The organism is Brachybacterium sp. Z12 (genome assembly GCF_014400405.1).
Lineage (GTDB): Bacteria > Actinomycetota > Actinomycetes > Actinomycetales > Dermabacteraceae > Brachybacterium.
In genome coordinates, this window is sequence record NZ_CP060496.1 from 286,605 (window position 1) to 304,730 (window position 18,126).

Annotated in this window: 21 protein-coding genes; 12 read left to right on the forward strand and 9 right to left on the reverse strand. The window is 71.9% G+C overall.

Translation table 11 applies throughout. The features are described from left to right. Window positions 1-122: 122 nt before the first annotated feature. Genes H3H54_RS01535 through H3H54_RS01545 form a run of 3 tightly spaced genes read left to right on the forward strand, consistent with a single transcriptional unit; the run spans window position 123 to window position 2,568 of the window. On the forward strand, window positions 123-857 hold the full coding sequence (locus tag H3H54_RS01535) for an FAD/NAD(P)-binding protein (protein ID WP_262425230.1): 735 nt from the start codon (window positions 123-125) through the stop codon (window positions 855-857). A gap of 53 nt (window positions 858-910) precedes the next feature. Beyond that, the gene (locus H3H54_RS01540) at window positions 911-1,450 is read left to right on the forward strand and encodes a hypothetical protein (protein ID WP_262425231.1); all 540 of its coding nucleotides are present in this window, start codon (window positions 911-913) and stop codon (window positions 1,448-1,450) included. Next, the gene (locus H3H54_RS01545) at window positions 1,363-2,568 is read left to right on the forward strand and encodes an NAD(P)-binding domain-containing protein (protein ID WP_262425232.1); all 1,206 of its coding nucleotides are present in this window, start codon (window positions 1,363-1,365) and stop codon (window positions 2,566-2,568) included. Before H3H54_RS01540 ends, H3H54_RS01545 begins: the two co-directional genes overlap by 88 nt. 12 nt (window positions 2,569-2,580) lie before the next feature. Here the strand turns inward: H3H54_RS01545 and H3H54_RS01550 are convergent, their stop codons facing one another. After that, window positions 2,581-4,287: a SulP family inorganic anion transporter gene (locus H3H54_RS01550; protein ID WP_262425233.1), complete on the reverse strand. Its 1,707-nt coding sequence runs from the start codon at window positions 4,285-4,287 to the stop codon at window positions 2,581-2,583. Further along, window positions 4,284-4,652, reverse strand: a complete 369-nt coding sequence (locus H3H54_RS01555; protein ID WP_262425234.1) for a helix-turn-helix transcriptional regulator — start codon at window positions 4,650-4,652, stop codon at window positions 4,284-4,286. The genes H3H54_RS01550 and H3H54_RS01555 overlap by 4 nt, the downstream gene beginning before the upstream one ends. A 122-nt stretch (window positions 4,653-4,774) precedes the next feature. Between H3H54_RS01555 and H3H54_RS01560 the strand changes: the two genes are divergently transcribed. Beyond that, a complete protein-coding gene (locus H3H54_RS01560) occupies window positions 4,775-5,797 on the forward strand; it encodes an erythromycin esterase family protein (RefSeq protein WP_262425235.1) in 1,023 nt (340 codons plus the stop codon). Window positions 5,798-5,834: 37 nt separating this feature from the next. Here the strand turns inward: H3H54_RS01560 and H3H54_RS01565 are convergent, their stop codons facing one another. Further along, complete coding sequence (locus H3H54_RS01565; RefSeq protein WP_262425236.1) at window positions 5,835-6,323, reverse strand: DUF4383 domain-containing protein; 489 nt, start codon at window positions 6,321-6,323, stop codon at window positions 5,835-5,837. A gap of 112 nt (window positions 6,324-6,435) precedes the next feature. Beyond that, the gene (locus H3H54_RS01570; protein ID WP_262425237.1) at window positions 6,436-7,377 is read right to left on the reverse strand and encodes an ornithine cyclodeaminase; all 942 of its coding nucleotides are present in this window, start codon (window positions 7,375-7,377) and stop codon (window positions 6,436-6,438) included. A 66-nt stretch (window positions 7,378-7,443) separates the two neighbouring features. On the opposite strand from H3H54_RS01570, the gene H3H54_RS01575 reads away from it, so the two are divergent. The 4 genes from H3H54_RS01575 (at window position 7,444) to H3H54_RS01590 (ending at window position 10,635) form a co-directional block, all read left to right on the forward strand. Then, window positions 7,444-7,899, forward strand: a complete 456-nt coding sequence (locus H3H54_RS01575; protein ID WP_262425238.1) for a hypothetical protein — start codon at window positions 7,444-7,446, stop codon at window positions 7,897-7,899. 64 nt (window positions 7,900-7,963) lie between these two features. Further along, window positions 7,964-8,944: an aldo/keto reductase gene (locus tag H3H54_RS01580; RefSeq protein ID WP_262425239.1), complete on the forward strand. Its 981-nt coding sequence runs from the start codon at window positions 7,964-7,966 to the stop codon at window positions 8,942-8,944. A gap of 79 nt (window positions 8,945-9,023) precedes the next feature. Continuing rightward, window positions 9,024-9,278, forward strand: coding sequence for a hypothetical protein (locus tag H3H54_RS01585; RefSeq protein WP_262425240.1), 255 nt, complete (start codon window positions 9,024-9,026; stop codon window positions 9,276-9,278). A 133-nt stretch (window positions 9,279-9,411) separates the two neighbouring features. Then, on the forward strand, window positions 9,412-10,635 hold the full coding sequence (locus tag H3H54_RS01590) for a thermonuclease family protein (RefSeq protein ID WP_262425241.1): 1,224 nt from the start codon (window positions 9,412-9,414) through the stop codon (window positions 10,633-10,635). 97 nt (window positions 10,636-10,732) lie between these two features. Here H3H54_RS01590 and H3H54_RS01595 read toward each other — a convergent pair whose 3' ends face one another. Together H3H54_RS01595 and H3H54_RS01600 are read right to left on the reverse strand one after the other, a co-directional pair. Then, entirely contained in the window at window positions 10,733-11,272 is a 540-nt protein-coding gene (locus tag H3H54_RS01595) for a hypothetical protein (RefSeq protein WP_262425242.1), read from the reverse strand. Beyond that, on the reverse strand, window positions 11,269-12,030 hold the full coding sequence (locus H3H54_RS01600; RefSeq protein ID WP_262425243.1) for a glycosyltransferase family 2 protein: 762 nt from the start codon (window positions 12,028-12,030) through the stop codon (window positions 11,269-11,271). The genes H3H54_RS01595 and H3H54_RS01600 overlap by 4 nt, the downstream gene beginning before the upstream one ends. Before the next feature lie 152 nt (window positions 12,031-12,182). Between H3H54_RS01600 and H3H54_RS01605 the strand changes: the two genes are divergently transcribed. Further along, window positions 12,183-13,715, forward strand: a complete 1,533-nt coding sequence (locus tag H3H54_RS01605; protein WP_262425244.1) for an SDR family oxidoreductase — start codon at window positions 12,183-12,185, stop codon at window positions 13,713-13,715. Window positions 13,716-13,903: 188 nt separating this feature from the next. Further along, complete coding sequence (locus H3H54_RS01610) at window positions 13,904-14,080, forward strand: hypothetical protein (RefSeq protein WP_262425245.1); 177 nt, start codon at window positions 13,904-13,906, stop codon at window positions 14,078-14,080. A 3-nt stretch (window positions 14,081-14,083) separates the two neighbouring features. On the opposite strand, the gene H3H54_RS01615 is transcribed toward H3H54_RS01610, so the two are convergent. Both H3H54_RS01615 and H3H54_RS01620 read right to left on the reverse strand, forming a co-directional pair. Next, entirely contained in the window at window positions 14,084-14,815 is a 732-nt protein-coding gene (locus H3H54_RS01615) for a response regulator transcription factor (protein ID WP_262425246.1), read from the reverse strand. Further along, on the reverse strand, window positions 14,800-15,441 hold the full coding sequence (locus H3H54_RS01620) for a sensor histidine kinase (RefSeq protein WP_262425247.1): 642 nt from the start codon (window positions 15,439-15,441) through the stop codon (window positions 14,800-14,802). The genes H3H54_RS01615 and H3H54_RS01620 overlap by 16 nt, the downstream gene beginning before the upstream one ends. 119 nt (window positions 15,442-15,560) lie before the next feature. On the opposite strand from H3H54_RS01620, the gene H3H54_RS01625 reads away from it, so the two are divergent. Further along, a complete protein-coding gene (locus tag H3H54_RS01625; protein ID WP_262425248.1) occupies window positions 15,561-16,058 on the forward strand; it encodes a hypothetical protein in 498 nt (165 codons plus the stop codon). A 114-nt stretch (window positions 16,059-16,172) separates the two neighbouring features. Here the strand turns inward: H3H54_RS01625 and H3H54_RS01630 are convergent, their stop codons facing one another. After that, window positions 16,173-16,859 (reverse strand): NADPH-dependent F420 reductase, encoded by a 687-nt coding sequence (locus tag H3H54_RS01630; RefSeq protein WP_262425249.1) that lies wholly within the window; start codon window positions 16,857-16,859, stop codon window positions 16,173-16,175. 99 nt (window positions 16,860-16,958) lie between these two features. On the opposite strand from H3H54_RS01630, the gene H3H54_RS01635 reads away from it, so the two are divergent. After that, window positions 16,959-18,017, forward strand: coding sequence for a CAAX protease (locus tag H3H54_RS01635; protein WP_262425250.1), 1,059 nt, complete (start codon window positions 16,959-16,961; stop codon window positions 18,015-18,017). Window positions 18,018-18,126 lie beyond the last annotated feature (109 nt).

Consider the following 18,126-nt stretch of genomic DNA (forward strand, 5'->3'; position numbering starts at 1 on the left):
GCGCCTGGCGATCATCGGCGGCGGACCGCGGGCGATCGGTGTGCTCGAGCGGCTCGGCGCGAATGCCGCGCTGTGCGTCCCTCGCGCGCGCCCCGCTGCATGTCGACATCGTGGATCCGCACATGCCCGGTGCCGGACGCATCTGGCGGGCGGCGGAGAGCCCGCTGCTGCTGATGAACTCGCGCGCGGCGGATGTCTCGATCTATCCCGATGACACGGTCGACTGCGCCGGCCCCATCCAGGCGGGCCCCTCGCTCGCGGAGTGGGCCGAGGGGATCCGTCGCGGCACCATCGAGGCGCCCACCGCCGGCACCGAGCGCCTCGCCGAGATCGAGGCGCTCCAGGCTGAGGATTTCCCGAGCCGCCGTGTGCAGGCCCTCTACCTCGAATGGTTCTTCGGCCAGGTCCTCACACGACTGCCGCAGGCGGTCACGGTCACCGTGCACCGCACCATGGCGACCGCGGTGCGCCCCGCCGCCGCTCACGGCTCTCTCGCGGTCGCGGAATCGCACGCTCCTGGGGAGGGCCGGCTCGATGAGGCCGACGGGGCTGGCTGGGCTGTCGAGCTCGAGGGCCGTGACCCGCTGCACGCGGACCTGCTGCTCCTGGCCGCGGGACACAACGATGCGCGCCCGTCGGCTGTCCGGCACCAGCTGGCCGCCTTCGCCCGCCGCCACGGCGGCACCTATCTCGCGCCGTCCCAGGCCTCCGACGCGCAGCTCGACCTCCTCGCCCCCGGGCACGACGTCATCGTGCGCGGCATGGGCCTGGCCTTCATCGACCTGATGGCGCTGCTCACCGAAGGGCGCGGAGGCGAGTTCACGCCGGATCCGCGACCGGGGAGCCCGGGCGTCTGAGCTACGTCCCATCGGGCCGGGAGCCCCGGCTCTGGGTGGGATCGCGTCGCGGCGTGCCCTACCACTCGAAGGTGCGCGACGAGGGTGAGCCCACCGGGCTCGGTGACCTCGTGCACGTCACCCCCGAGGCCCTGCGGGCCCGAGAGGACGCCGACGGGCTCCTCGACTTCCGCGCCGACGTGGTGCCGCTGATCGCCGAGGAGATCCACCGCTGGGTGCCGGATTCACCCCTCGCCGCCCCTGGCGAGGAGCCCCTGGACTGGCTGGATCACCCGCTGTCCTGGCTGGAGGGCGACGCCCATCCGCAGGTCACCCGCGACGCCGTGGTGCGCCACATCGAGCACGATCTGCGCTCCCGCACCCACGGGGACGTCAGCTCCGCCCGGGCCCTGTTCCAGGTGCTGCTGCGCCTGTTCGGCGTGCTCGTGGAGCAGCTTCCCCCGCACGGCTCCGCGGCGGCGCGGCCGGCGGCTACCCGCGCTGGTGGCACTCCCTGTTCAGCTTCGTGGACTCCGGCCCTCCGCCGCACCGCCTGTGCCAGCTGCTCGCGCTCGAGCGCGCCGGGGTGGTCCACTTCCTGGGGCCGCGGGTGAGGGTCAGCGCCGACGAGTCCTCCGGCCTGTTCACCGCCCGCGGCGGGGCGGGCACGCGCGTCACGACCGACGCCCTGGTCGACGCCTTCCTGCCCGAGCCGTCCCTGGCCGAGTCCACGAACCCGCTGCTGCGGGACCTCGTGACCGGCGGCGGGACTGCGGTGGGCAGGGAGTCCGCCGCCTCACCGGGCACTCTCGAGGTCGATTCCCGCCACCGCGTGATCGGGCCGGATGGCCGCGCGCAGCCGCAGCTGTGGGCCGTCGGCCCCTGGACCTCCGAGCTGCCCATCGGCGCCTTCGCCCGGCCCCGCACCAACGCCCCCTGCCACCGCCGCAACGACGCCCTCGCCCGCGACCTGCTGCACGCCGCGCTCCGCCACGGCAAGACGGCGCGGGCGAACGCGGCGAACCTCTCCGTCGAGTCCCCCGGGGAGCCAGCCGCGGAGCCCACGCCGCGCACGGTGCGCAGCCTGCGTCTGGGGGTGCTGGGCCCGGGCAAGATCGGCAGCGCCCTCACCCGCGCCGCCCTGCGCCGCGGCGTCGAGGTCGCCGTGGCCGGGCGCTCGCCGGCCACCGCGCTCGCCGCGAGGCTGCCCGGTGCGCGGCACGTCGGCCCCGACGTCCTCGCGTCGAGCTGCGACGTCGTCGCGATCACGGTGCCTCTGCATGTCGCCCTCGCCCTCGAACCCGCAGCATTCCAGGGCGCCGTGGTGATCGATGCGACCAATCCCTGGGGCGAGGCGGACGCCGCCGCGGTCGCGGCTGCCCGCGCCGAGCTCGGTGACCTCGACGGTCGGCTGTCCACGAGCGAGCTGCTCGCGGCCCGCCTGCCGGCGGCGCATGTGGTGAAGACCCTGAACCACATCGGCTATCACGACGTCGAGGACCACGGCCGCGAGGACGGCGACCCACAGCGCCGGGCGATCGCGGTGGCGGCCGACGATCAGCGCGCCGCCGACGCCGTGGGCCGGCTGCTGCAGCGGATCGGCTTCGAGCCCGTGCAGGTCGGCACCCTCGCCGAGGGTCGCGAGCTCGAGCCGGGGGCCGGCCTGTTCAGCGGGTGGAGCACGCGGGATGAGCTGAGCCGGCTCCGCCGGGAGCTGGTGCGCGTGGCCTGAGGGGGCGCGGCCTCAGGAGCCGGCGCCGGTGTGCGGCGGCTGCGCGGCGCGCGCCCGCTCCACGTGGGATCTCGCGTGTTCGAGCGCGCTGTCGAAGTCGACGAACAGGTGCTTGTGGTGACGCAGCGCCGCGAGCACTCCGACCTGGCGGAACAGGGAGCTGTGGCTGTCCTGCACCCCCCTCAGCACCGTGATCCCGCGCCGCTCGAGCCCGCGCACGATCTCCGCCAGCACCTGGGCGCCGGAGGCGTCGACCCGTTCGAGCCGGGCCAGCCGCAGGATCACCACGGTCACCTCGCCCACCCCCATCACGGTCTCGAAGACCCGCTCGGAGGAGACGAAGAACAGCGGCCCCTGGAAGCGCACCGCGACGATCGAGGAGTCGAGCTCGCTGGGCTGCTCGGCGCGGATCGGCTCGAGCGTCACGCCGGTCGAGCGGGAGGCGGCGCGCAGGGCGACGACGGCCGCGAGCGTCACACCGATCAGCACCGCGACGATGAGGTCGAAGGACACGGTGATCAGCGCCGTGATCGCGAAGATCCAGGCATCGGAGCGGGTGGAGGTCATGATCGCGCGCACCGTGGCCAGTCGCACCATCCGGATCGCGGTCATGAACAGCACCCCGGCCAGGGCCGCCAGCGGGATCATCCCCACCGGCCCGGCCGCGACGTACACCACCGCGAGCAGCACCAGCGTGTGCACGATCGAGGCTGCGCGGGTGCGGGCCCCGGCGCGGATCGACACCGAGGTGCGGGCGATCGCGCCGGTCGCGGGCATGCCGCCGAACAGGGACGCGCCGACCGAGGCGATCCCCTGGCCCACCAGCTCGCGGTCGGGGTCGAAGGCGCCGGTGTCCGCCATGGAGCCGGCCACCCGCGCGGAGAGCAGAGACTCGATCGCGGCGAGCGCCGCGACGGTGGCGGCGGCCGGCAACAGCACGCCCAGCAGCTCGGGGTCGATGTGCGGCAGCGAGGGGGCGGGCAGGCTCGCGGGGATCGCACCGATCGTGGCCAGCGGGCCGGGGATCAGCACGGCCAGCAGCGCGACGACGGCGATCCCGATGAGGGACCCGGGGATCGAGGGGTGGATCCGCGGCGCGATCACCATGCACGCTGCAACGATGGCCACCGCGCCCAGCGCCCACAGCAGATAGGTGGGGTCTGCGGCGAGGAGGGATTGCGCGGCGGCGACGAGGGCGTTCGAGCTGTGCTCGCCCGGCGCGGCCGGATCCGCGGAGGTGATCAGCGGGATCTGCTGCATGAAGATGATGCAGGCGATGCCGAGGGTGAACCCCTCGATCACCGGCCACGGGATGATCGAGACGACCTTCCCCAGCCGCAGCAGTCCGGTGACCGTGACGATCAGTCCGGCCAGCAGTGTCACGGCCGCGATCGCGCCCACGCCGTAGTTGGCGACGATCGGGACCAGCACCACCACCATGGCGCCCGTCGGCCCCGAGACCTGCACGTTCGAGCCGCCGAACACAGCGGCGAGCAGCCCGGCGACGATCGCGGTGATGAGGCCCTGCTCCGCAGTGAGGCCGGAGCTGACCCCGAAGCCGAGCGCGAGCGGCAGCGCGACGATGCCGACGGTCACGCCTGCGACCAGGTCCTTCCGCCAGGTCTTCGGCAGCAGGCGGTAGTCCTCGCGGGCGGGCCACAGGCTGCGGGAGCGCACCAGTGCCGCGCGCAGACGTTCGGAGAGAGCGGGGGCGGTCATCGGTGCGCCGCCTTGATCTCCGGCAGGCTCTGTGCGGCATCCAGTCGTGCACGGTCCTCACTGAGCATGCTCAGCAGGAGGGCGCGGGCCACCGCGAGCAGCTCGCGGATGCGCGGATCGGCCAGGCGGTAGTAGACGTGGCTCGCGCGACGCTCGGAGGTCACCAGGTGGTGACGGCGCAGCACGGCCAGGTGCTGGGAGAGGTGAGAGGCCTCGAGCTCGGTCTCGGCGTGGAGCGCGGCGACGCTGACTTCGTCGGCGTCGGCGAGCAGCTCGAGCAGGCGGATGCGGAACGGGTGGGAGAGCCCCTTGAAAAGGTTGGCCTTGACCTCGTAGAGGGGACGCTGACTCTGAGATAGCGGCATGATGGAATCATCATATCGGCTGGGAGTGCGGGTCTCACGCGATGGTGACCAAAGTGATGTAAAGCTGTCCGTATGAGCGCCTCCCCGTCAGCAGACTCCTCTCAGGCCTCGCGGAGGACGCGGTGCTGGGGCTCGGGGAGCCCACGCACGGGACCGCTGAGGCGTTCGCCCTGAAGCTCGAGGTGATCCATGAGCTGGCCCGATCGGGCAGCCTCGCGATGCTCGCGTTCGAGGAGTCCTTCACGGTAGGCCTGCAGGTCGATGCCGCGCTGCGCGGATGGGGAGACCTCGACGCCGCCTGGGACCTGGGCAGCTCGCTCTGGAACACCGCGACGATCCGAGAGGGTCTGCGCACTCTTCAGGAGATCACCGGAACTCTCGACGAGGCGCGGCGGCCACGGTTCCTCGGCGTCGACGTCTCGAAGCCCTATCGCACGGCGCGGGCACTGCTCGAGAGGGGCGCACAGGCGCCGGCGCTGCGCGCGGTCGCTGCTCGCGATGCGCTCACGGCCGTCGGGGTGAGCGCGCTGGTGGAGGCATGCCACGCGCTCGAGGCCGACGGAGATCCGCAGACGGCGGCGCTCGCGCAGAATCTTCGCCGTCACGCCGACGCGTACCTGCTTGCGCCGGACCTCACCCGGCTGCACCGCCGCGACGCCCACATGGCCGACACCCTGCTCGAGAACCTGCCCCATCAAGGGATCACCGTGCTCTGGGCGCACAACGAGCATCTCGCCCGGAACCCAGAGGGCTGGGGCGGGCCGACGATGGGGCACCTGCTCGGCCAGGCGCTCGGGGAGCGGTACGTGCCGGTGGGGATGCTATGCGGCGAGGGTGAATGCCGGGCTGTGGACCCCTCGACAGGCAGAGACGACTACGCTGTCGTGCCGCTGTCACCGGTCCACGCGGACACCACCGACCGCGCGCTCGCCGAGCTCGGCCGAGCCGTCGTGACCAGCGAGGAGTTCGTGCACCCCGGTCCCCGCCGGTTCATCGGTTGGCAGGTGGATACATCCCTGTTCACTGACCCACGGGCCGTGCGGGACACCTTCGAGGTGCGCAGACCCTCCACCGACTTCTCGGCGCTCATCCATCTGCCATGCAGCACGGCGGATGCCACGGCGCCGCGCGCCGTGCTGCGTTAGATGCGTCGGAGCACGCGCGTCGGCCCACGGCCGAGGTTCAGGAGCGGTGGTCGGCCTTCGCTGTGGCGGGCGTGATGTCGCTGGAGAGGAACGACAGCCCGATCATGACGACCGCCAGGACGAAGTATGCCCAGGTGTCGACGGTGTTCAGGGGCAGGAAGTTCGCCGCCGAGTCCTGGTTCACGAGCAGGCCGAAGATCCACAGCGCCGCGGAGAGGCCGCCGCCGAGGCGCAAGACCCGGCGCGCCGAGTTCGAGAATCTCGACTGCGCGATGGCGACGGCGCCGAAGAGCAGGTGGACGATGTTGTGCAGGAAGGAGACCTGGAAGAGGCCCAGCACCATCGCCTCGGAGCCGTAGCCCATCTCGATGGTGTTGAAGTTCTGCGTCATGCCGGGGAAGAATCCTGCGAAGCCGATCGCGAGGAAGAACATCCCGCAGATGATCGCGGCCCACCTCACGGGTGCGCGCGCGGGGTCGTCGTCCGCGCGGGTCAGGGGTGGGTGGACGGGGCCGTCGATGAACATGTCTGTCCCTCCGTTCGTCTGCTCCGTGCAGGAGCTCCGACGGGTCGGCCGGCGCGGTGCTCGCACCGGCAGCACGGCTGGGAAGCGGGTGATCCGCTCGACGCTGTGGATTTCAGAGTACGCCCGTGTCGAAGAACGTGGAAGAGGCCGACGGGACCGATGAGCCGGCCGCCCGGGCGACGGCGTCGGCGAGGACCACGTCACCGAGGCCGGAGCCCAGGTTCTGTGCGATGACCAGGCCCTCCGGCCGGCCGCTGCGCAGCAGGTCGCCGGTGGCGCCGCTCGCGTGCGGGTAGTCCTCGCCGTGCTTGAGGGAGCGCAGCGCCTCGAACTGCACGGGATCATCGGCCACCACGGTGCCGGTGCGGGAGATCTCGGCGCCGGCCACCGAGGCGTAGTCCACGGGCAGCAGCGTCGCGTCGGCCGCGACCTCACCTGGCCTCAGAGCCTGATCCGTGAGCCCGATCGGCAGAGCGCTGATGACCACGCCCGCGCCCCGCAGTGCCCCGGCACGGTCGGTGGTGGTGCGCAGCTCGAGCTGCGGGGTGTGCTCGGCACACCAGGCGCGCAGCTCCTCGAGCGCGGCGGAGCGCCGACCCCACACGGTCAGCGGTCCGCGACCGAGAGCCTCGATCACCCGTGCATGGGAACGGGCCTGCACCCCGGTGCCGAAGAAGGTGATCGGCCGGTCGTCCAGCACGAGGGAGGCGCCGGTGACCGCGGCGGTGCGCAGCGCCGTCAGCTCGGCCGCGCCCATCGTGGCGCGGGTCGAGCCGTCGATCCCGGAGAGCACCATCAGGCCATCGATCATCTCCCCGCCGCGCTCGCGGTTCGACGGGGTGAGCACCACCCATTTGATCCCGAGCAGGCCGCGCTCCGGCCAGGCCGCAGGCATCGCGTTGGCGAAGCCGCCCGCCTCATGGACCACCTGGGATTTCGGGGTCACCGAGGCGGAGCCGTCGGCCAGGGCCAGCAGGGTCTCCCGCATCAGGGCGACCGCTTCGGTGGGGGCGGGAAGGAGGCTGCGCACCTGGTCATCGTCGAGATGGATCATCCGGCGACCGTACCGCGAAGCCCGCAGACATCGTGCCGCAGGCGGGCGGATGCCTACTATGTGCGCATGGCACGCAACTGGGGGAACAGCGACAGCGGACCGGGTGGGGACCCGTCATGGCTGGGCGGGAAGGACCGTGATCCGTCCCCGCAGAGCTCGAGCGGATGGTCCTCGGACTTCTCCTCGCAGCCCCCGCCGAGCGGCCCTCCCGCCCAGGACGATCCTGCGCAGAGCATGGCGCCGCGGTTCCGAGAGACGGCCGAGGGCGGGGATGGCCAGCAGCAGTCCCAGTGGCACTCGGACTTCACCGGGCAGGGGCACGGCGGGCACCAGGGCGGCCGACGGGGCGGACGCTCCTTCGGAGCCCAGCTGACCGGCCTGTTCTCCTCGATGATCGGCCTGATCATCTTCGCCGTCATCGGGTACCAGATGGGCATGAGCCTGTGGTGGATCATTCTGGTCGTCGGCATCCCGCTGCTCTCCCGCGTCGTCCGCCTGGTGGGACAGCACCTGCGGAGCTGACCGCGGTGACAGGATGGCGGAGAGGGCGACGCCGCCCCGGACCCGTCACCAGGAGGAGCACCGCATGGACTACGTGAAGCTGGGCAGCACCGGACTGGACGTCTCCAGGCTGTGCCTGGGTGCGATGGGGTTCGGTGACCCCACACGTTGGATCCATCCCTGGGTGCTCGAGGAGGATGACTCCAGGCCGGTCATCAAGCACGCCCTTGATGCGGGCATCAACTTCTTCGACACCGCGAACGTCTACTCGATCGGTCGCAGCGAGGAGATCCTCGGCAAGGCCCTGACCGACTACGCCCGGCGCGAGGAGATCGTGCTGGCCACCAAGGTGCACGGCCGCATGCACGAGGGCCCGAACGGTGCCGGCCTCTCCCGCAAAGCGATCCTCGCGGAGGTCGAGGCCAGCCTCCAGCGCCTCGGCACCGACTACATCGACCTCTACATCATCCATCGCTGGGACTACTCGGTCCCGATCGAGGAGACGATGCAGGCCCTGAACGACGTGGTACGTGCGGGGAAGGTCCGCTACATCGGTGCCTCGGCGATGTTCGCCTGGCAGTTCCTGCAGGCCCAGCACGTCGCGGAGGTCAACGGCTGGACGAAGTTCATCTCCATGCAGAACCACTACAACCTGCTGTACCGCGAGGAGGAGCGCGAGATGATGCCGCTGCTGCGGGAGCTCGGCGTCGCCTCCACCCCGTACAGCCCGCTGGCGGCCGGGCGGCTGACCCGTGACTGGGACGCGGACACCGAACGCGCCCGCACGGATCAGACGGCGAAGTCCAAGTACGACGCGACCGAGGACACCGACCGGCAGATCGTCGAGCAGGTCGCGACGATCGCCGAGCAGCGCGGCGTGGAACGCGTCCATGTGGCCCTCGCCTGGTTGCTGGCCAAGGACCCGGTGGTGGCCCCGATCATCGGCGCGACCAGCACCGGCCACATCGATCGGGCACTTGGCGCCCTCGACCTCACGCTCAGCCAGGAGGAGCTCGCCGCGCTCGAGGCGCCGTACGTCCCGCACCGCATCGTCGGCGCGCACTGAGCGTTCCGGCGCCGGGCCACAGGAAGCTCAGCGCCGGTAGGGTCGACGCACAACGACGCGAACGCGACGGGGAGAACTGATGGACAGCGAAGACGACACCCAGTGGGAGTCGTCGGCCGAAGAGGACTCGCACGAGCGGATGCGCGCCGCGCATCGTCACCTGCTGCGCCGCGACCTGCTGCTCCACTTCCTGCTGTCGCTCGCGGTGGTCGCGGGGGTCTGCGCCCTCTTCGGCAGCTGGCGGCATGCGCCGTTCTATTTCTTCGTCAGCTTCGTCCCGCTTCTCGCCATGGACCTAAGGCGGGCGAAGGAGAACTCAGCTCGGGACCGCTGAAATCCGTGTGACGTCGACGCCTCCAGCGAAGACGTGTGGGACCTAGGTATGTCCGGAATGTCGACCCCATGGGCGATACTTCGATCATCGGGTGGTCCGGTCGATCTGAGGAGCGTTGTAGGTGGTCATGGGCATGAATGGCGGCGCATCGCAGACTGCGGCCCGCGGGCTTCGCGGATGGATCATCGGCGCAGCGGTACTCGTGGCCACGGTGCTGGTGGGGGCAACGGCGTTCGGGGCCCTCGGAGGAGACGGCGACCGGCGCGGCGAGGTGGTGCGCGTGATCGACGGCGACACGCTCGTCGCCATCGTCGACGGTGAGGAGACGACGATCCGACTGCTCAACGTCGACACCCCGGAGACGAAGAACCCCGACGAGCCTGTCCAGTGCCTGGGCCCGGAGGCCACGGAGTTCCTCACCGAGCGCCTGCCGGCCGGCACCCCGATCGAGCTCGAGTACGACGAGGAGCGGCTGGACCGCTATGACCGCACGCTCGCCGGGGTCTACGAATCGGAATCCCTGATCAACGCCGAGATCGCGGAGGCGGGGCTGGGCGTCCCGGTGTACTTCGCCCCCAACGATCGGTTCCTGCGCGAGGTCGAGGAGGCGTCCGAGCGTGCGCAGGAGAACGGGGCCGGCCTGTTCTCGGACGAGATCGAATGCACCCTGCCCGGGCAGCTCCAGGCCCAGAGCGCCGCGGTGGGTGAGGTGCCCGCCGAGGTGGAGGGCGATCCGGCCGACGCGCTCGCCGGGGCGGCGAGCGTGCTCGAGGACGTGGACGTCTTCATCGCCTCGCTCGACGCCGACGGCCTGCCCGAGCTCGGGAATGCCGTGATGGCGGGCGCGCTGCTCGACTCCTACTTCGAGGACTTCCGTGAAGAGGCCGGGGACGTGCGCGACGAGGCCGAGAAGTCCCACAGCACCCTCGAGGAGCTGAAGACCGAGTACGACGCGGAGCAGGAGCGTCTCGAGGAAGAGCGCCGCAAGGAAGAAGAGCGCCGTCAGGAGGAGGAGCGGCTGGAGCAGGAGCGCCTCGAACAGGAGGAGAGGGAGCGAGAAGAACGCGAGGAGCGCGAACGCCAGGAGCGTCAGGAACGGGAGCGGCAGGAGCAGCCTGCCCCGTCGGCGCCCTCGCAATCATCCTCTGGGAAGAGCTCCTCGTCCGGTGGCGGCGGGTCCTCGAGCGGATCCTCCGGAGGGAAGTCCTCTGGCGGTGGCTCATCCGGCGGGTCCGAGTCCTCGTCTGGATCGGGCTGTGTCCCCTACGGCCCGGAGATCCCGTACTCCGATGCTGGCGGCTACACGGGCAAGCGGTACGGGATGCCCGGAGGCAAGACCTTCCGCAAGTGCGGCTGACGCCTTCCGCTCACAGAGGCGTTCCCGCGGGAACGTTTCCCAGCACAAGGTCGAGCTCGTCGCGGGGTCCCGGAACCCTGAGCCCGCGGCCCGCCCGTCAGCGCGCCGGCTGCGAGGCTCGCCGTCGGCGCCACAGCCGCGCCGCGACGACGCTGCCCACCAGCGCGGCGAGCAGATCCAGTGCCGTGTCGGCCGGGGCCACCTCCACGGAGGGGTCCACCCAGTAGTGCCCTGCCAGCTCCATCAGCTCCCAGACCACCGCCAGGATCGCGCCCGTCACGACGACCTCCACCGCTGAGGGGTCGGGGGAGCGGACCACGCGGGCGACCAGCACGGCGAGCAGGCCGTTCAGCAGTGCGTGCACCGGGATGTCCCACCAGGAGATCCGCTCGAAGAGCAGCAGGTACGAGCTCACCGCCGCGGCCATGCAGGCCGCAGAGGTGGCCACCTCCCAGGCGAGAGGGAGACGAGACCTCCAGCCCACGACCTGGCCGAGCGCCACCAGCATCGCCACCGCCGCCTCCACCCAGTGGCCGAGGAGGGCGAACCCGACGGCCATGGCCAACCCGGACCAGCGCACCACGAGCAGGGCAAGCCCCTGCACCCACCCCGTCGTCACCGCGGTGCCTTCCGTCATCGCGTCCCGCCCCGCCAGGCGATCCTCGCCGCCCAGCGCTGCCACGGCCTCTCGAGGCGCCAGTTCCGCCGCAGGGTGTGCACGGCCCGGCGCCAGCGCAGCAGCAGTCCGCTGCCCGCCCGCAGAGCCCGCGGCGACATCTCCACCGCGACCGCGCCGGTCACCCTCACCCGCTGCCCCGGCCGCACCCGGAACGAGAGGTCCATGTCGTCGTGCACGTCCGCGCTCCGCGAGGTCTCCTCGCACACCTGATGCCACCAGTCCCGTCGCATCGACATGGTGGTGCCGAAGGCCGGGAAATGCCCCAATGCCGCGGCGGTGAGGAGCAGATACGTGCCCATGTAGAGGCCGGAGAGGAGCCCGCCCAGCGGAGCGGGCAGCCGGAAGCGACCGGGGCCCGTGACGAGCACGGTGCGGGGCCCGCCCTGGGCATGCGCCCGCTGATGGGCGCGGAGCCAGCCGGGCGGTGGCCTGCTATCGGCATCGCAGCGGACGATGAGCTCACCGCGGGCGGCGTCGTAGCCCGCAGCGGAGGCCGCAGCGATGCTGGGCACCGGATGGGCGATGACGACGCATCCCGCCGCCCGTGCCACGGCCGCGCTGGCGTCGCTCGAACCGTTGTCCACCACGATGATCTCCGCTGGAGGCTCCTGCTGCTGTGCCAGAGATTCCAGCAGCCCGCGCAGCTCGGCCTCGTCATCCCGCACGGGCACCACGACGGAGCAGCGCGCGGGGGCGGCGGGCGGTCGGGTCCTCACAGCACCGAACGCTACCCGTGGGCGCGGGAAGGGACGTGCACGCGCTCCCGGCGGTGTCGCTGCGCATGGCGCGGGGGCTAGTCTCGAGCGCATCGGCCCCGATCCGGAGGAGCGCAGAGCATGATCCCTCTTCACGCCCGAACCGCCCACGAATGCTCCGCACCGAGGGACCCGAGGCCCCGGCGATGAGCGCGACAGCCCCCGGGCCACGAATCCTCGTGACCGGGGCGAGCGGCTACATCGGCAGCAGGCTCATCCCCGGCCTGCTCGAGAAGGGCGCGGTGGTGCGCGCGCTGGGCCGCGACGGGGACCGCCTGCGTGCCCGTCCATGGGGCGACCGCGTCGAGATCGCCGAAGCGGACCTGAGCGACCGCATCGCCGTGCGCCGTGCGCTCGCGCAGGTGGATGTGGTCGTGTTCCTGGTGCACTCCATGGCCGGAGGGACCGGCTATCAGGAGCGCGAGGCGCGGATGGCGCGGATCATGGCCGAGGAGGCGGCCCGTTCCGAGGTGGGACGCATCGTCTACCTCTCCGGCCTGCACCCGCGCGGTGCGGAGCTCAGCGAGCACATGGCCTCCCGCGAACGCGTCGCCAAGATCCTGCGCGAGGGCGAGGTGCCCACCCTCGTGCTCGAGGCCGCCACGGTGATCGGCGCCGGCTCGGCGAGCTTCGAGATCATCCGTCACCTCGCCGAACGCCTGCCCGTGATGCCCGCCCCGCGCTGGGTCGGCAACCGCATCGAACCGGTCGCGATCGCGGACGTCCTGCACCACCTGGCCTCGGCGTGCCTGGCCGAGGAGCCGGTGCACGGCACCTATTCCCTCGGCAGCGGAGAGACGGACCTCCGCTTCAGGGACCTGCTGACGATCTACGCCGAGGAGGCCTCGCTGACGCGCCGACGCGTGCTGGCACTGCCGCTGCCCGCCCCGCTGCTGTCAGGGTTGTGGATCGGGCTCATCACCCCGATCCCGCTGTCGATCACGGTGCCGCTCGCACAGTCGATGCAGCACGAGGCGATCGGTCACGACTCCCGGATCGAGGACGTGCTCGCTCCGCCCACAGGCGGCCCCACCCGGTACCGGCAGGCGGTGCGGGCGGCGCTCGCCGCACAGCGGTCTGGTGACCTGGAGTCGCGCTGGGACGATGACGCGGCCCTCACCGCACACCCGGCTGCTTCGCTTCCCCAGGATCCGGACTGGGCAGGTCACACCGTGTACACGGACGAACGTGAACGGGTCCAGGAAGGCGTCGACCCCCAGACCGTGTGGCGGGTGATCGAAGGGATCGGCGGAGAGGCCGGGTGGTACTCCACCCCGCTGCTGTGGTCGCTGCGCGGGGCGGCCGATCGCCTCGTCGGCGGTCCGGGCCTGCGCCGGGGTCGCCGCCACGCCCATCACCTGCGTGAGGGGGATGCGGTCGACTGGTGGCGGGTGGAGCGCATCGAGCCGGGGCACCGCCTCACGCTGCGTGCGGAGATGCGGATGACCGGGAGGGCGTGGCTGCAGCTCGGCGTGGAGGAGACCGAGGGCGGGACCCGCTACCGCCAGCGGGCCGTCTACTTCCCCGACGGCCTGTGGGGACGGCTCTACTGGTGGGGGATCTACCCCTTCCACGCCCTCGTGTTCCCCGCCATGGCACGCAACATCATGGCCGAATCGGCCTCACGCGGCGACAACGACCTCTGAGCACTGCTCGCGGCCGGTCCACCGGGGGCCTGCTCGTAAGCAGGATCCACGTATCCTTGAACAGAGCTGGAACGACGCAGGCACCCGCATGCTGACGCGACCGGCCGTCGTATCGATCCGGTGCCTGCGGCGCCGACGAAGGAGGGACCGAGGATGATGTGCCAGCAGTGCGGTGCGGGGGCCGGGTCATGAGCGTGCTGACCTTCGTGCTGATCATCCTCGCGGGGGTGCTGCTCTTCGCATCGATCGGCGGCATCTACATCACGAACGTGACCGCGAGGCCGGGTGCGATCCCGCGCTGGGTGCTCGGGCTGTGGGCGGCCACGCTCGTGGTGGGGATCGCTGCGCTGTTCACCGCGGTGTAGCGCTCAGCCTCCCAGTTCGAGCACCCGGATCGCGAGCTGCACCCGATTGGTGACCTGCAGCTTGTGATAGAGCCTGCCCAGGTGGGTCTTCACCGTCGCGACCGACATGAACAGCCGCTCGCCGATCTCCTGATTGGCGAGACCCTCGGCGACCGACCGGGCCACCTCCCCATTCACGGCCAGTGATGCCCTCGGGGGCGGGTGCCTCCGCGTCGGCCGACGGCGGCCCGAGGGGGCCACCGGGGCCGACGCCGGTCCCGTTCGACTCGGTGGAGGCGAGGCGCACCAGGCGCGAGAGCACCTCGGGGAGAAGCGTGGCCGTTCGGCGGCGGCATCGAGCACCGCCTGCACCACCTCCTCGGGCGGAGAGTCCTTCAGCAGGAAGGACACGGCCCCGGCGCGCAGGGCCTCGAGCAGGAAGTCATCGGTGTCGAAGGCGGTCAGCATGACGACCCGCGCAGCACTGTCCTCCTCCTGCAGGGCCCGGAGGGCCTCGAGGCCGGTGAGGTGGGGCATGCGGATGTCCATCAGCACCACGTCGGGGGACAGGGCGCGGATCTGCTGGAGGGCCGCGCCGCCGTCGGCCGCCTCACCGATCACCTCGATGCCGTGCGCCCCGTCGATCATCAGTCGCAGGCCGGCGCGCATCAGCGCCTCGTCGTCCGCCAGCAGCACCCGCACCGCCGTGCCCTCGGTGCGGTTCTCGTGCTCTGCGCTGTTCACCATGGCATCCATGCTTCCACCTCGAAGATCCCGTCGTCCGTGCCGTGGCGGGCGTCCCCGCCCAGCAGTCGTGCTCGCTCCTGCACACCGAGCAGGCCGTGGCCCGAGGAGAGCGCCGGGGCGGGCTCGTGGGGCAGCGGGTTCCGTGCCCGCAGCCGCACCTGCTCGTCGCGGCGGGAGAGCGTCACCTGCAGCGGGACGCCCGGCGCGTGCTTGGCAGCGTTCAGCGTCACCTCGGCGAGGATCCGGGCCAGCGCCACCACGGTGCTGCGGTCCCGGGCGGTGAGATCCTCCGCAGCCAGGCCCTCCCAGACCAGCTCCACCTCCTGGCCCTCCTCCCGGCAGCGCTCGACGATGCCGGCCAGGGTGGGAGCGGTGGCCAGCGGCGCGTCCCCCTCGGCGGTGCGCAGACCCGACAGCACCGTGCGCAGCTCCCGGTTCGCCTGCTGCGCGGCATCCCGCACCGTGCCCGCAGTGCGTCGCAGCGCCTCCTGCGAGAGATCCTCACGGTAGGACATGGCGCCGGCGTGCATCGCGATCGCGGCCAGGTGATGGGAGATGCTGTCGTGCATGTCCCGGGCCAGCGCCGCCCGCTCCTCGGCACGCACCCGGGCGGCCTCGGCGTCCCGCTCGCGCACCAGGGCGGCGGCCTCCCCTCGGCGGCGGTGCGTTCCCGCTGGGCGGTCTCCCGCTCACGCTCCGCGGAGGCGGCCCGCTCCCGCAGCGAGGCGAGCAGCTCATAGCGGGTCCCCACCACATGGCCGAGCAGCAGCGGGATCAGCGTGAGCACCACCATGATCCCCATCGCGACGAGCACCTCGACCTCCGGCGCCGCACCCCGGAACCGGGAATCAAGGCTCATCGACGCCAACGAGGTACCTGCGACCAGGAGGATCGCCGCGACGTCGAGCACCGTGCGGCGCCGCACCCCGATCCGGTACAGGGCGAGCACCGCAGCCGGCAACGACCACGTGCTGAGGCCCACGGCAGCGGCGAGCAGCAGATGCGCCCCGGTGTGCAGCCGGCCCGGCGGCAGGAACCTCAGCGGACCGACGAGCAGGGTCGCGACCACGCCGATCAGCGCATCCACGACGAACATCCCCACGAGGCCCGCCGGCGGCTGGTCGGAGAACTCCACCAGCAGCGAGCCGAAGCTGATGAGGAGTATCAGCAGGCCCAGCGCCGTACCCACCAGACTCTGCGCGAGCGCGATCGCCCACTGGCGCGGACTGCGCACGGAGGGCGGCGCCGGTGAGCGGGGCGCGAGGACGGTCATGGAACCAGGGTAGAGAGCAGGGGAGGCCGACGGATCAGCCGCTCGGCTGATGCCCCGACCTGCATGGTCAGCCGATCGGTGTCGCGGGGTGGTTCAGACCCTCTGGCCGAGCGCCGCCATGACCTCGCGCCCGCGACCGGTCTGAGGGAAGCGCTCCACGATCTCCTGCAGCGTCACGGCGTCCCCGCTGCTGCCGAACGCCTCGGTGAAGGGCTGCAGCCGTACCCCTTCGGCGAGCGGGCCGATCAGCAGCGGGTCGAAGCCCAGCTCATCCACCAGCTCCGCCACGGTCTGCGCCTCGGGGGCGGGGCCTGCGACCGCGATCGCCGCGCGCGGCGCGGCCCGGCCGGAGAGGTCCTCGAGGTCGTGATAGCCCATGTGGTTGAAGGCCTTCACCACGGTCGCGCCGGGCAGCTGGTCCTGAACGAACTCGCTGGTGGAGGCGCCGGCGTGGGAGAACTCCTCGAGGATCCCGTCGGTCTCCCACCAATAGTTCATCGCATCGACCACGATCTTTCCCGCCAGGGCGTCCGACGGGATCGTGGCGTGCTTGCCCAGCGGCAGCGCGAGGATCACCAGATCGGCGCGCTCAGCGGCCTCAGCGCTGGTGACGGCCTGCGCCCCGGGCGCGAGGATCTGGGTGATCAGCTCGATCCGGGACGGGTCACCGGAGCCGGAGATCAGCAGGTCATGGCCGGCGGCGAGGGCGAGGCGGGCCAGCACGGTGCCGACCTTGCCGGCGCCGAGGATCCCGAGGGTGCGAGGAGCTCGTGTGTTCACACCTATCCCAACGCACACGAGCGCGCGAGCTTCCCGGCAGTGACCTCTCTCGCGCCCGCCCCGCCCCTCCCAGCCGTGGCGATCTAGAGTGGAGCCGCCATGCACCCACTCACCGCCCCCTCCGCAGAGCAGCCCGCCCGCAGCGAGAAGCCCACCCCCTTCCACCGCATCGCGACCCTCCGCCCCGCCTGGGGCCGCTGGTCGAAGCCGCTGGTGACCCTCGCCGCGGCCTTCGTGGCCTACGTGGTGCTGATCTCCGTGGTGCTGGTGCTGACCATCCTGGTGCTCGCCGTGGTGCCCGGCGTGAACGTCGCCATCGGTGTCACCAGCGGCGATCCCACCAGCCCGCTGGATGTCACCCTCGCCCTGGCGATGGGCGCGACCTGGATCCCTGCCGGGATCATCGGTGTGCGCTTCGGTGGCTGGCGTCCGCTGGGCACGGTCTGGTCGGTCGCTGCGCGGCTGCGCCGTGAGCTGCGGGGCGCCTACGGAATCTGGGGCGTCGCGATGGGCGCGGTGGTGGTCCTGATCGCCGCGGTCGCGGGCGCGACCTCCGGGGCCGACGGTGCAGCGGGCTCCGGGGCGTCCCTCCCGCAGCTGCTGCTGGTCGCCCTCGTGGTGCTGGTCCTGGCTCCGCTGCAGGCGGTGGGGATCGAGCTGACCCTGCGCGGAGCGGTGATGCAGGCGGTCGGCACCTGGCTGCGCAGCCCCGTGCTGCCGATCCTCGCGGCCACCGCGGTGGTGCTGATCGGTCGCGAGCTCACCGCCCCCGTGACGCTGCCCGCCCTGGCACTGGCCCTCGCCGCGGCAGTGCTCGCCTGGAAGACGGGCGGCCTGGAGCTGCCGATCGTGCTCACCGCGACAGTCATGATCGCCTCCCACCTGGTCTCCGCCGTGGGTGCTGGAAGCGGCGCCGGGGCAGGAGCGGCAGCGCTGAACGCCGCAGCCGCTGCTCCGGGCACCTCATCCGCAGCTCTCGCCGCGACCGCCGCAGAGGCCGGTGCCGCAGCCCTGGCCGGAGGCATCGCCGCAGCTGTCGCGCTGCTGCTGGCCACCGCGGCGACGGTCGCCTGGATCAGCTCCCGCGAGGGCATCGCACTGCTGGAGCCAGTGGGGCGCCCCGCAGCAGAGCCCGCCCCGGAGCCAGTTCTGCACTGAGCAGGGCCTGCCGTACCGCCCCGCCCCGCCCCGCCCCGTCCCGTCGCCACCCGGTTGTCGCTCCGGCCCCTGCTCGGCCGGCTCGGGCCACCACTCACCTGTTGCCTGT

Excerpts from the sequence above, each read along its gene's own strand:
- H3H54_RS01535 (WP_262425230.1), top strand. The coding sequence starts at position 123 with ATGCCCGGTGCCGGACGCATCTGGCGGGCGGCGGAGAGCCCGCTGCTG.
- H3H54_RS01550 (WP_262425233.1), bottom strand. The coding sequence starts at position 4,287 with ATGACCGCCCCCGCTCTCTCCGAACGTCTGCGCGCGGCACTGGTGCGC.
- H3H54_RS01555 (WP_262425234.1), bottom strand. The coding sequence starts at position 4,652 with ATGCCGCTATCTCAGAGTCAGCGTCCCCTCTACGAGGTCAAGGCCAAC.
- H3H54_RS01565 (WP_262425236.1), bottom strand. The coding sequence starts at position 6,323 with ATGTTCATCGACGGCCCCGTCCACCCACCCCTGACCCGCGCGGACGAC.
- H3H54_RS01570 (WP_262425237.1), bottom strand. The coding sequence starts at position 7,377 with ATGATCCATCTCGACGATGACCAGGTGCGCAGCCTCCTTCCCGCCCCC.
- H3H54_RS01575 (WP_262425238.1), top strand. The coding sequence starts at position 7,444 with ATGGCACGCAACTGGGGGAACAGCGACAGCGGACCGGGTGGGGACCCG.
- H3H54_RS01580 (WP_262425239.1), top strand. The coding sequence starts at position 7,964 with ATGGACTACGTGAAGCTGGGCAGCACCGGACTGGACGTCTCCAGGCTG.
- H3H54_RS01585 (WP_262425240.1), top strand. The coding sequence starts at position 9,024 with ATGGACAGCGAAGACGACACCCAGTGGGAGTCGTCGGCCGAAGAGGAC.
- H3H54_RS01590 (WP_262425241.1), top strand. The coding sequence starts at position 9,412 with ATGAATGGCGGCGCATCGCAGACTGCGGCCCGCGGGCTTCGCGGATGG.
- H3H54_RS01595 (WP_262425242.1), bottom strand. The coding sequence starts at position 11,272 with ATGACGGAAGGCACCGCGGTGACGACGGGGTGGGTGCAGGGGCTTGCC.
- H3H54_RS01605 (WP_262425244.1), top strand. The coding sequence starts at position 12,183 with ATGCTCCGCACCGAGGGACCCGAGGCCCCGGCGATGAGCGCGACAGCC.
- H3H54_RS01610 (WP_262425245.1), top strand. The coding sequence starts at position 13,904 with ATGAGCGTGCTGACCTTCGTGCTGATCATCCTCGCGGGGGTGCTGCTC.
- H3H54_RS01615 (WP_262425246.1), bottom strand. The coding sequence starts at position 14,815 with ATGGATGCCATGGTGAACAGCGCAGAGCACGAGAACCGCACCGAGGGC.
- H3H54_RS01625 (WP_262425248.1), top strand. The coding sequence starts at position 15,561 with ATGGCCGAGCAGCAGCGGGATCAGCGTGAGCACCACCATGATCCCCAT.
- H3H54_RS01635 (WP_262425250.1), top strand. The coding sequence starts at position 16,959 with ATGCACCCACTCACCGCCCCCTCCGCAGAGCAGCCCGCCCGCAGCGAG.